Genomic DNA, 11,090 nt, shown 5'->3' with positions numbered 1-11,090 from the left:
ACTGCGGATCGTGGACGATGCGGACAACGTGGGGGCCACGGCCGAGCAGGACGTGATTATCCCTCGGCCGACGGTTAACCAACTGACCGATCATACTGGCACACCTACGTTAACCGGCACAGCAGAGCTTTCCGGTTCACAGCTACTGACTGTTACTGTCAATGGAAAAACCTACTCTTATGACCCCGCTATCAATGATCCTTCTCCACTGACTTATGATCAGAGTAAAGGCACTTGGACCCTGAAGATTCCTGAAGAAGATAAGTTGCTTGAAAATGTTTATGACGTTGATGCACATATTGTTACGCCAGATGTAGGGAGTTTATCCGATGATACCCACAATGAGCTTATTGTAGATACGACACCTGTCGCTCCCATTATGTATGCAACTACCAGAGGTACCAGTCTGTTTAGTGACTTTCAGCATCCGTTACCTCCGGGTAAAGCGTATCGTATTGATGTCAAAGCTGACTCTTTAGGCTATCAGACAGACAATGCTGGAAATGTTCTGGAAATTGGTAGAGAAACTTTATATGGAGGTAAAAATTTTACAAACCATGTGCTGGAGTTGAAAGCGAATCATGGGGATTACAATATCTTTGCAGATATCAAGTCTATATCAGGTGAAGTATTTCAGTTTACCTTCGACCATGCAATACGTAATGACAATGGTGGCAGTGAGTCTGCTGTAGAAGTCTGGGTCCATGATCTGGATTCAAATGGCAAAGTCATTAATAAGACTTGGATTACGACCATTACTCCAGGAGATGTCTTTGATCTTAAGACACAAACTTTTTATTTTGTGGCTGCTGGTAAAAATACCCGTTTGGAGATATTAGCTGCCGATCGTGACGAGAGTGATAGTACTGGTGCTATCATCGACAATATTCGAGTTGAGACTGTCGGTTACCAGAAAACGTCCAGTATTCCGTTGAATGTTGTCGCTGCGACAGTAAACGACAATGAAAGTCTGACCGTTACTGTTTCAGACATTCCTGTGGGCGTCACTCTAACAGACGGGACTCATTCGTTCACTGCTACGGCAGGTTCCACTTCCATCGACATTAGTAACTGGACTCTTGCCAATATGGAGTTGCAACCAGCACCCGATTTTGTTGGAAATGTCTCTCTGACCTTTAAGGCGACTGCGCAAGATAAAGGTGGTGATAACAGTACGGAAAGCGTACTTGATCTTAACTACACTATTTTTCCGGATGTTCTTCCGGGTAATCGTCAAACTGATACTCAAGGTGTTGAGACATTGAATGGTAGTGCCAACAACGACGCCATTAATGGCCTTGCCGGTAATGACACCATCAAGGGAAATGCCGGAGACGATATCCTTAGTGGCGATGAGGGGAATGACAGGATTGAAGGTGGTGCGGGTAAGGACTTTATCGATGGGGGTGAAGGAAACGATCTACTTATTGGTGGTGCTGGCTCTGATCATTTTATTTTCAAAATAGCAGACTTGCTGGATGGAGAAACTGCACAGATGGATTTCATCGAGAATTTTGTTTTGGGCGACCCCCAGAGCGAAAACAGCAACGCGGATATTCTGGATCTTTCTGGCCTTGTTGATTTTGGTGTTAATGAAACCGTCAATCCAGCGACTCTGCAGGCAAAGGGAATTTCTGCAAAGTACCAAAGCGGAAAGGCATTTATCGAGTTTACAGCAGATACCCTTGATGGTAAGGGAGACAAGCTCACCATTGTTTTTGACAAAACCACTGGCTGGAGTGACCTGGATGGATCGGGCATTGATGGCAATGATGTACTTCAACAGCTGATTAACAACGGCCAGCTGATCGTTTAAATACTAATAATTGAATTAGAAAAGGAGCGAAAAAGCATGTTTCTGAAGTTTTTACCAGTATCGATATTGTCTGCAGCGGTGTTAACAGCCAATGCTCAGGCAGATACTCTGCTGGATTCTATCAATCAGACTCTGGCGACCAATCCGGAAATTCTGATTCGTACTACCGAAGCGGATGCCCGTATGGATGAAATTACTCAGGCTAAGGCCGGGTATCTGCCCAGTGTGGATTTTACGGCCGGGATTGGTTATGAGAACAGCCGTAACAGCACAACAATTGGTGCGTTTAATGTGGGCGATGCTGACAGTAAAGACCAGGACAGAACCCGCCGGGATGCCTCCCTGATTGCACGTCAAATGTTGTTTGATGGTTTTGCGGTTGGCAGTGAGGTGGATCGCCAGAGGGCGAGGCAGGCCTCAGCTGCCCAGGAAGTGTGCTCGGTAGCCAGTAATACGGCACTGCAGGTGACTCAGGCCTATATCAATGTAATGCGTCAGCAGTCCATCGTTGAACTGATGCAGGCCAACTCCGCAGAGCATGAGCGTGTAGTTGAACTGATTGAAAAACAGGGGCGCAAAGGTCGCAGTAATGAGGCCGATGTGGCTCAGGCCCAGAGTCGTCTGGTGCTGGCCAGGGCCAATGAGATCAGTTCCGAGTCTGTACTTCGTGATGTAAAAACACAATACCAGCGTCTGGTGGGTAATCTCCCGGCTTCTTATACATTGCCTCAAGTGCCTGCAGGTACACCGGTTTCTCTGGATGCGGCGTTAAAGCTGGGTACAGAAATTCATCCGGTGATGAAATTGGCCAGTGCTGATGTGCAAGCGGCGGAGGCTCAATATGAAGCGAGTAAGAGTGCCTTTATGCCCCGCTTTGAGCTGGAGGTGGGGGCCAACTGGAATACCGATGCCAATGGTGGCAAAGGGGATACCTATAGCCATGTCGCCAAAGTGAATATGACGTATAACCTCTACAACGGTGGTGGTGATAAGGCCCGCCGCAGCCAGACCAGCAAACTGGTGAATGAGGCGATTGAAGTGCGCAACCGGGCCCGTCGTCAGGTGGAGGAAGAGATTCGTCTGGCCTGGGTGGCTATTGATTATGGATCTCAGCGTTTACGGCCGCTGGAGGAGCATGTGGTTCAGGCAGGGAAATCCAGAGAGCTTTATGACAAGCAGTTCCTGATGGGAAGTCGAACGTTGATGGATCTGCTTGATAGCCAGAATGAGTATACGTCTGCCCGGCAGAGTGAAATCAATGCCCGTTATGATCTGCTGTTTAACCAGTTCCGCCTGTTGAATAGCACAGGTTCATTATTGACGGCAATGGATGCCAGCCTGCCGGTTGAGAATACTTGTGGTGTGAAAGTGGTGGCTGCACGTTAAGCCGATAGTCAATGGGGCAAGTTTCCTTGCCCCATTTGGCGTTAACCGTCGCCTTTCAGCTTACGCTTAAGAATATCGTAAATTTCCTGTTGATCCCTGCTGTGGACAAAGCGAAGTGCTTCTCTCAGCGTTGGCAGACTGCCGACAATCATCGGACAGTCCAGTAGCTGTTCAAGTTTTTCCATATGCTTGATATCCGGGCGTACCTGTTTGACCGGTGTCTCTTTAATCTCGGCAGAGCCTATCACCAGCTCTGCAAGACTGATCTGATGCAACAGACTTTTAATACTGAGGAGCGCGAAAGCAAGGTGCAGACGTGAATGTGGGAATGGGTTATTGAAGCCGTAGCAGATCATCCGGCTGTACATCTCAATCTGCACAAGCGTGCTGTCATGGCAGCCCAGAGGGTTATCTATGCTATCCATACTGTGCAGGCCAAGCATATCCTGGCTCAGATCCTGTATGGTTAACTTCTGCTGACCGAAAAATGGCCTGATCGATTCCATAGCTGTACTCCACTGCAAGTCATTTCCAGTCTTTTATATCATTGATTTTGCAGAGGATGGTCTAACAACGCAGGCAGTATTGCTGACAGAATAACTTCATCATTTTACTCAGTCTGGGAAGAGTTCGCCGCCCGCTGCCCGCAAAGGCACAGGTGGTGTCGGCTTTTCGGGTGGCGGGCAGCGGGTAGCGTCTGTAGAAATGTGGAAGTTATTTCAGGGCAGTTCCATAGGGTAAATTCAGGGTACGTGATAGCCCATTGGCATCTGTTCATCGTACTGCAGCCAGACTTTATTCAACCATGTCTCAGAGCCCAGCCAGTCAAGCACCCACTTCAGGCCCTGCCCCATGTTTTCCTGGTTCCAGGCAAGCAGACAGCCGTCGTTATAATGCAGCTCAGGCACTTCTTTGCGAACCAGCAAGCCTGCTTCGATATAGGGTCTGGCAAAGTGATTGGGCAAAATAGTAGCCCCCAGCCCTCTTAACAGGCATTCAATCGCGGCTCTGAAACTGGGGACCAGAAGCACCTGCTGATTTTCCAGCAGCAGGTTGTAGCCATGACGGTAAAACCGTGAAGTATCCTGGATACAGATAGAGCGGTGTTCCTGCAGCTCTGCCATTGACAGAGGCTCTTGTTGATCCGCCAGTGGGTGGTCGGGGCAACCACAAGGTCCCAGGCCATATTCCCCATTGAGCGCCAGGCAAAGCGATCCTGATTGAGAATGGCTTCCGGGATATCCTGGGGTGCGACAATCACAATCTGACAGCGGCCATGAAACAGGGAGTCCCAGGAACCGTTATAAACTTCGGTGTTGATCACCAACTCTGTTTCCGGCCGAACTTCCTGAAAATCATGGATCAGGTCGTAGACCTTGCCCTGATTGACCACGTTATCCAGGGCGATACGCAGCTCCTGCTCCCATCCGGTAGCCAGTTGTCGTGTACTGTTTTCAAGCTCCTCCAGGGCGGCAAGCAGTTTATCGGTATGCTCAATAAAGTGTTCACCGGCGGGTGTCAGTTCAACTCGTTTGCTATCACGCAGAAACAGTTGTACGCCCAGGCGGTCTTCCAGTTTCCGAACGGTATAGCTGATTGCCGAGGGCACTTTATGCAGATGAAAATACCAGGAAAACCGTTGCAACTATCGTCGAGAAGTGGAAAAACTCTGCAAAGGAAGTGGTCGACACTGTTATAAGGAAATGCCAGCTTGATAAGGGTGAAGAAATGAAGCGTTTAGTAATGAGAAAATTGAGGGGGGAAATCTTGCAAGATATCAGGCGCTATCATCCAGATAAGTTTCAGGAAGGTAATAAAGGGGTTGTTCAGTATCTGAACGCTATTTATGGATTTATGAAATAACCCTCACAGTTATCGTGTTTGAAATAATGAAATTTGTGTCAACTCCTCCGCATTTGTAGCGGTGGAATTCCTTGTGCATACTCAAAAAAGATAATTATTATTAATTACCAAATTCAACCATACAGTTTAACCCCCATATTTATTAAATAATTCTATGATTTGAAAGGGCCTTTCATCTTCCAAAGTAAAGCCTTCATTAAGATCTTCAAGAAAGCATCGATCTTTATTATTAACTGAAATTTTTACCTTTGGGTCTGCACCATTTACAAGTAACAACTCAATAATATCAATAGGAATGTTAGGGTTAGCACATGCTGCCATTAAGGGTGTTACATTTGTACGACAACGTAATTCGCCAAAATTACAGTGGATGCTTTGTGGATTTAGCTTAACCATAGTTTTAATATCTTTTTCAATTTCTTCAGTGTATTCATCGAACGTACTGTCAGCATACGGTAACGAGCAACCAGTAAAAAGAGCATCCAAAAGCATAGGATTCCCTTTGGGTTCATATGATAAATAAGGTTGCTGTCTGTACGTTGGATTTTCATAGTCCTCTTGGTAGTGGTTGTATTTATTCATTAACTCCACAATTTGTTTAGAATAATCCTGTTTATTTTTACAAATATCACGACACTTGATTGGAATGGTTATTTCTTGCTGACAAATTTCTCTTAATTCCATATTCGTAGCTGCAAAATTACAAATATTCCTTCCCCAGGCTTTCGCTGCTTTTTAATGAGAAGGTTTTGTGGTTTAGGGCGACGGGGTTGGGGGGAGAGGTTGTTCCAACTTAACACCGCAGCATATAACCATCGCCTTTGAAGATGTGGAGGTGTTGGCTGCTCTCCCCCGATCACCTGCTATTTTCAGGCTAACGGGGCTTCACTCGTTTGCCGCCTACCCACATCTCCATGGGTATAAAAGTTACCATGCTGCGGTTTGTTGTTATTGCATCATACGATTGAATGATATATAGAATTGCTCAATATTGATTAACATAAGCCATATTGCTATTACCGTATTGCTGGACAGTAGCCTGATCTGATCCGCTCTGGGTAAGAGCGATACCATTCTTAACACCAACTTGGCGAAGATCAGCTACGTTGAAACTGCCACTTTGTCCAATACCGTTATTCTCAAGACCGAGATCATAACGCTTGGCGGCATCTATAATGTTGCCTTCACCAATCTGAGTTCCTAAGAACTTATTATTATCGCCATCAAGTTGAGACAGGCTTAGTCTATTATCTTTGACGTACTGGTATGTTTCTGCAGTGGAATTATTAGTTCTGAATTGTTCTACAACCAAAGACTGGCCAGATCCATTTTGATTGGCATCAGCATTAGTGTAATCAGCATGATATTGTGTGATTGCAGCATAGTGAGAACCAGCACCAGTCTGTGATACAACAATAGTAGAGTGTTCAACGCCTGCATTTTGTTTCAGGTAAGCGTTGCTATTATTTGCCAATTGAGTTCCACGGACGGTGGAATGGCTGGCCAAATTTTGATCAATTGAAAACGTAGAGTCGTTAGCTTCCTGTTTTACCCATGAAGTATTGGATTCACCTTGATCAATAGTGACTGAGTTGCGATTACCATTTTGGACAACCCATGCATTGTTGTTATTTTGCTGCGTTACAGAAATTTCTGAATCAATGCCTTGTTGGTAAGCAGAGGCGTCGTTATCTTTTGTTTGAGTTATTTTGATATTAGAGTCAGTAGAAGCACGTTGCTCAGCCGTTGCTTTGTTGCTATTCCCTTGATCAATCGTTATGGTTGAATTTTTTGTGTCTTTTTGATGTGTCTTGGCATAGTGGTTATCGCCAGTTTGTTCGATAACAGCTAGAGTACCTTCCAAAGCTTCGATTTGTTTGACCTCTGCATTGTTTTTATTCATGTTTTGAGTTACCTCAGCCTTAACATTATTAGTTGATTGCTGAGTAACTACTGCTTTGTTTTCATTACCTGACTGAAGTACATTTGCTGAATCAGCTGCCTGAGCCAAACCAGAAGTCAGCATGATAGCTACAGTAAGTGTGTTTAGCGTTGTTTTCATTATTATCATCCTTCGTTTATTTGCAGAAACTTTCCGGACAGTTATAAGCTGGCTACGGAAAGAGTTTTACATTTTTATTTAATTAAATCGGTACACATTGACTTGGCTGTTGCCAATATAAGCAAGTCCGGTGACAAGCCCATAACCTTCTTGAGTTAAAGTGGTTGAATTATTGTTCCCTATTTGAACAATGGTTGCCAAGTTAAAAGCGCCATTCTGATTTATGCTGGCATCATTTGAGTTCCCGTATTGCTGGATTGCAGCGTAGTTCCATGAACCTTGTTGAGTGATTTGAGCATTATTCATATTTCCGTATTGTGTAATACTTGCAAGGCTGTTATAGGCATCAATCTGGCTTAATGAAGCCGAGTTGCTATTGCCAGTCTGTATAACGCTGGCCGAAAGCATTGAACCATTTTGGTTTATTGAACTTTCGTTTTCAAAACCAGATTGCTGGTTGACAGCAATGTTACGAAAACCTGCTTGCTGGATCAATGAGTTGTTATTTGCTCCGACCTGGCCTGAATGAGCTGTATTCAGTTGACCTTGTTGATTAATTTTTGAACTGTTATTTGTCCCCGACTGATAGCTTTTAGATCGATTAAGTCCTGATTGTTGTACGTCGCTGGTATTACTTCTGCCGTTTTGATATGTGAATATATTTTGTACAGAAAATGCGTCAAACGCATCCAATTCGCTAGATTGAGAAAGCTCGGATTCAGGGGCAAGATCGTAAATCTGAGCGGCATAAACAGACGAAGTGAAAAATGTAGTCAAACAGCTAATGGTCAAATTTTTTTTAATTCTTGTATTCATGTTAAATTAACTGCTTACCAAGTGGTCTGGGCCTGATTATGCGTCAATAATTTGTCGATATGTATAGCCAAAAAGGGTGAAAAAAATGTTTAATGCTAGTACTTTTTCACGAGAAGGTTTTTAAGAAAACCTTCTCATAGTATGAAATTTAATCAAATGGCAGGTGCTACTTCAGCTAAATATCGTTGAAGTGTTTCTGATTTTATATCTTCTCTATTACTGAGAGACCAGTTATTCGTCTGAATACCCGCAGCCACAAGATGAATAACCGCTGCTTCAATAGCGGCCATTAAGCTCAGCTGAATAGGTTCATTGGTGGTATAACCCGCTTCGGTCTCCAGTAGTTTTTTGTAGAACACATACTTGTAGATACCAGCCTGAACTTCGTTAGACAGAATGGTTTTTGTGACATTTACGCTGTGAAGGATTTGACCACTGCGGACATCAACGGCGCGCAGGTTAACGGTTACCTGATCCATGCGATACTTTTCTGATGCGCCAATGCCCAGGTATTTAAGCCCTGCACCGCCTGTTCTGGTGTTGGTTTCGTAGGCGATGATTCCACCTTCTAACAATACATTCGCAGGTATGAGCCCAGGCAGGCTTTCCCTGTTGTTCTGTGTATCAAGAGCCCTGATAATTTTTCGCTCAGTAAGGAGATTCTGAAGCCCTTCCCGTTCCAGTGGGATAAACCAGCCAGAATCCCGTAATGCTGTATTGAGCATTGCGGTGGCTCCTTGCGTGACTACCGTGGAGAAACTGCTGTTGGGTGATTCTCTATATTGGCCGGTCTGATCATTAAATGAATAGACGGAGGCGATAATTTTCCCTTTGGGCGCAGGAAGATTGATTAAATCCTGATAAGTGCTTGTCCTTGGCATTAAGGTTGGACCCGCATTGCCTGGTCCAAAAAGATCGTCCTTCACCAATCCGGCACAGCCAGTCATGAGGATCAGGCTAAACAAAATTCCGAAATATCTGAGCATGATAACAACCTGATTATATCTATTATTGTGTCGCAAGGCTGATAACACTGGATTCCCCAGTTGTTGTGTCCGTTACAGTCACCGTGAGTGAGCCACTGCCATTATTGATCAAATTGATCTTGAAATTACCAGATGTCAGTGTTTGATTAACCTCGGTGTCTCCAGCTGCGTTCCCTAAAATATCGTTTAAAAGCTGAGATTGCAGGGTACTGGTAAAACGATCCAGGTCGGATTGTCGGGGGATATCGAAATTATTGTTTGAAGCGGTATGATCATTTTGCGACTGGGCATTGTTTAATAAATAGGCCCCATTGCCTGGATTGCCACCAAAACTGGGGTTAACAGGAATATAGACAAGTTGTGAGGCTTGGGTAGTCAGGCTTGCGGTGGCCAGCATGATGCCGATAAACCAGGCTCGGGTTTTTGTTCTTTTCATAGCTCATCCTCTGCTAGATCTGGGTTGGTTTGAAGGGATTGCATGATCTTTATGTATTGAAGGCGATCATTAACGATTGATGCTGCACTTTTGGCCTTTTGCAACATCTTGTTGCGTGCCGGGCCAAGAAAGGTGTTGTATAACGTTTGACGATTCCAAATGATCTTGATCTGACTGCTGCGAGCAGGGTCAGGAAGCTCTTTTAGAATGATATTGAACTCATCTCTTGGGGTGAGCAGACGCCATTCCTTACTGAAGGTTTTATAAAAGCGCCTGCCTTGTGGGGTTAAAGTTTGATTTATTAGCAGTCCCGACAGGCTCACCTCGGTATCTTTTTTTTCATTTTGAGACTTGGAACCAGCTGCGACCGTTAGAGAAACCAAACAAAATATGACAGCAAACAACCATATTTTTTTCATTAGACTGTCTCTTCTTGACTATCTTGAAATTGCGTCAGATTGCTCCACTCTATGGCTTCTGCCCGATTACGCACATTCAGTTTTCTATAAGTGTTATATATATGCGTTTTTATAGTGTTTTCGCTTAGGAATAGGTGGTCGGCAATTTCAGTATTGGTTGCCCCTGTACGCAACAGACCAAGAATTTGTTTTTCTCTTTCGGTCAGAAAGTTTTTGGGAGTAACGGTTTTAGTGGGTTTCCCGCGCTGACCGAACCCGATTAATTGTGAAACCATCGCCGCAGGCATGTAATAGCCCCCGGATTCAAGAATGTGCAGGCCTCTTATAAGGGTTCTCAGGTCATCAGAATCCTGAAATACCCCTTTCAGGTTAGGGAAGCTGCGCAGGAGGTTTTTATCGGGTAATGAAGTTGCGTTCAGCAAAGCCAGAGTGGGCTGAGTCTGGAAATTACTGAGGGATGTTAACGTTTTCTGGAGCACATCCTGAGAAATATTGGTTTGATCAATGATGGCAACAGAGAATTCAGGTAAAGGAGACCTGGAAAAATCATCCAGAGTCACTTGGACAATATTGAAGTGCTCGGATAGTAAAGACAATAAAACACGGCTTTGCATCGTCTTCTGCTCAGAGAGCACCAGAATGGTAGTTTGGGGAGTCATGATTTTTTACTTACCGGTAGTAATTTTTATTTTGTGCTACTCAGGCAGGTGCAGAGAAGAACATAAAGGACAGTGGTCCGTCAATAAAAGATAATAATTATTAGTAAAAAAGTACCATTTTGAATGATTTTTAATCATGAGGAGCTGCCTCAATAACGTTTGAAGCAGCCTTTTTACGCTTTTTATTTATCGTAATGGCTCACCAGTGATTTCAGCAGGTGAAAATAATATACACTGCGGCGATCCCAGCCTCTGATCGCACCTTCTGCCAGAGTCAGCTCCGGGTGTTTAACATACGATCCTGATCAAAAAACTGCTTTATGCCCAGACCATCACGGGTTGGGCAGGCACCAGCAGGGTTGTTAAAGGAGAACGGTTGAGAAAACCCGAGTCAGCATGGATGCAGGAGTTATTGTCGGCAGGTCAGTGTTAAGTCCTACAGGCTCTGGCTTTCCTGAATTCCAGAAAAAATGAAATAAGTTATCCGGTCTACAGGATGTATCGGGTCAAAAAGGCTATTCATAATAAGGGTTTGGGTCATTGATTAGTATACTATTAGAATACGCTCCACTGACTGATGAACGGAAGTCAAGAGGCTGTCCGAGAATAGCGCCCGTCTAGGCGACCCCGTAGCGAGGATTGCGAGA

At 44.6% G+C, this 11,090-nt stretch carries 12 protein-coding genes and 2 pseudogenes; 3 read left to right on the top strand and 11 right to left on the bottom strand.

Annotated elements, in window-relative coordinates; translation table 11 throughout:
- On the top strand, positions 1–1,816 hold a 1,816-nt coding region (locus tag KDK15_RS08255; protein WP_373691351.1), incomplete at its 5' end, for a calcium-binding protein.
- 36 nt (positions 1,817–1,852) lie between these two features.
- Positions 1,853–3,202 carry a TolC family outer membrane protein gene (locus KDK15_RS08250; protein ID WP_257294878.1) on the top strand — a complete coding sequence of 450 codons (1,350 nt, stop codon included), beginning with the start codon at positions 1,853–1,855 and terminating at the stop codon, positions 3,200–3,202.
- A 41-nt stretch (positions 3,203–3,243) separates the two neighbouring features.
- Here KDK15_RS08250 and KDK15_RS08245 read toward each other — a convergent pair whose 3' ends face one another.
- The 3 genes and pseudogenes from KDK15_RS08245 to KDK15_RS21195 form a co-directional block, all read right to left on the bottom strand.
- Positions 3,244–3,708: a hypothetical protein gene (locus tag KDK15_RS08245; RefSeq protein WP_257294877.1), complete on the bottom strand. Its 465-nt coding sequence runs from the start codon at positions 3,706–3,708 to the stop codon at positions 3,244–3,246.
- 237 nt (positions 3,709–3,945) lie between these two features.
- Positions 3,946–4,326: a LysR substrate-binding domain-containing protein gene (locus KDK15_RS08240; RefSeq protein ID WP_257294876.1), complete on the bottom strand. Its 381-nt coding sequence runs from the start codon at positions 4,324–4,326 to the stop codon at positions 3,946–3,948.
- A 434-nt stretch (positions 4,327–4,760) separates the two neighbouring features.
- Positions 4,761–4,811 (bottom strand): annotated as a pseudogene (locus KDK15_RS21195) (hypothetical protein); the annotation flags it as partial.
- Here KDK15_RS21195 and KDK15_RS08230 point away from each other — a divergent pair.
- Entirely contained in the window at positions 4,799–5,065 is a 267-nt protein-coding gene (locus KDK15_RS08230) for a hypothetical protein (protein WP_257294875.1), read from the top strand. The pseudogene KDK15_RS21195 and the gene KDK15_RS08230 sit on opposite strands and share 13 nt — an antisense overlap.
- Before the next feature lie 126 nt (positions 5,066–5,191).
- On the opposite strand, the gene KDK15_RS08225 is transcribed toward KDK15_RS08230, so the two are convergent.
- The 8 genes and pseudogenes from KDK15_RS08225 to KDK15_RS08190 all read right to left on the bottom strand — a co-directional run.
- On the bottom strand, positions 5,192–5,749 hold the full coding sequence (locus tag KDK15_RS08225; protein ID WP_257294874.1) for an ankyrin repeat domain-containing protein: 558 nt from the start codon (positions 5,747–5,749) through the stop codon (positions 5,192–5,194).
- A 301-nt stretch (positions 5,750–6,050) separates the two neighbouring features.
- Entirely contained in the window at positions 6,051–7,127 is a 1,077-nt protein-coding gene (locus KDK15_RS08220; protein ID WP_257294873.1) for a hypothetical protein, read from the bottom strand.
- Between the two features lie 78 nt (positions 7,128–7,205).
- Positions 7,206–7,943: a hypothetical protein gene (locus KDK15_RS08215; protein WP_257294872.1), complete on the bottom strand. Its 738-nt coding sequence runs from the start codon at positions 7,941–7,943 to the stop codon at positions 7,206–7,208.
- A 152-nt stretch (positions 7,944–8,095) separates the two neighbouring features.
- Complete coding sequence (locus tag KDK15_RS08210) at positions 8,096–8,824, bottom strand: CsgG/HfaB family protein (protein WP_257294871.1); 729 nt, start codon at positions 8,822–8,824, stop codon at positions 8,096–8,098.
- A gap of 127 nt (positions 8,825–8,951) precedes the next feature.
- On the bottom strand, positions 8,952–9,365 hold the full coding sequence (locus KDK15_RS08205; RefSeq protein WP_257294870.1) for a curli assembly protein CsgF: 414 nt from the start codon (positions 9,363–9,365) through the stop codon (positions 8,952–8,954).
- Positions 9,362–9,784, bottom strand: a complete 423-nt coding sequence (locus KDK15_RS08200) for a curli production assembly/transport protein CsgE (RefSeq protein WP_257294869.1) — start codon at positions 9,782–9,784, stop codon at positions 9,362–9,364. Before KDK15_RS08200 ends, KDK15_RS08205 begins: the two co-directional genes overlap by 4 nt.
- On the bottom strand, positions 9,784–10,443 hold the full coding sequence (locus tag KDK15_RS08195) for a LuxR C-terminal-related transcriptional regulator (RefSeq protein ID WP_257294868.1): 660 nt from the start codon (positions 10,441–10,443) through the stop codon (positions 9,784–9,786). Before KDK15_RS08195 ends, KDK15_RS08200 begins: the two co-directional genes overlap by 1 nt.
- A 191-nt stretch (positions 10,444–10,634) precedes the next feature.
- Positions 10,635–10,816: pseudogene (locus KDK15_RS08190) on the bottom strand (hypothetical protein); the annotation flags it as partial.
- Between the last annotated feature and the right edge of the window lie 274 nt (positions 10,817–11,090).

The sequence above is a fragment of the Endozoicomonas sp. YOMI1 genome (assembly GCF_024606345.1).
Taxonomy (GTDB): domain Bacteria; phylum Pseudomonadota; class Gammaproteobacteria; order Pseudomonadales; family Endozoicomonadaceae; genus Endozoicomonas.
Note: the sequence above shows the minus strand (reverse complement) of the source record. Positions and strands in the feature narration are given on the sequence as shown.

What these genes read in the sequence shown, in the direction of transcription:
- KDK15_RS08210 (WP_257294871.1), bottom strand. Translation starts at nt 8,824, where the DNA reads ATGCCAAGGACAAGCACTTATCAGGATTTAATCAATCTTCCTGCGCCC.
- KDK15_RS08195 (WP_257294868.1), bottom strand. Translation starts at nt 10,443, where the DNA reads ATGACTCCCCAAACTACCATTCTGGTGCTCTCTGAGCAGAAGACGATG.
- KDK15_RS08250 (WP_257294878.1), top strand. Translation starts at nt 1,853, where the DNA reads ATGTTTCTGAAGTTTTTACCAGTATCGATATTGTCTGCAGCGGTGTTA.
- KDK15_RS08240 (WP_257294876.1), bottom strand. Translation starts at nt 4,326, where the DNA reads ATGGCAGAGCTGCAGGAACACCGCTCTATCTGTATCCAGGATACTTCA.
- KDK15_RS08205 (WP_257294870.1), bottom strand. Translation starts at nt 9,365, where the DNA reads ATGAAAAGAACAAAAACCCGAGCCTGGTTTATCGGCATCATGCTGGCC.
- KDK15_RS08245 (WP_257294877.1), bottom strand. Translation starts at nt 3,708, where the DNA reads ATGGAATCGATCAGGCCATTTTTCGGTCAGCAGAAGTTAACCATACAG.
- KDK15_RS08200 (WP_257294869.1), bottom strand. Translation starts at nt 9,784, where the DNA reads ATGAAAAAAATATGGTTGTTTGCTGTCATATTTTGTTTGGTTTCTCTA.
- KDK15_RS08220 (WP_257294873.1), bottom strand. Translation starts at nt 7,127, where the DNA reads ATGAAAACAACGCTAAACACACTTACTGTAGCTATCATGCTGACTTCT.
- KDK15_RS08215 (WP_257294872.1), bottom strand. Translation starts at nt 7,943, where the DNA reads ATGAATACAAGAATTAAAAAAAATTTGACCATTAGCTGTTTGACTACA.
- KDK15_RS08225 (WP_257294874.1), bottom strand. Translation starts at nt 5,749, where the DNA reads ATGGAATTAAGAGAAATTTGTCAGCAAGAAATAACCATTCCAATCAAG.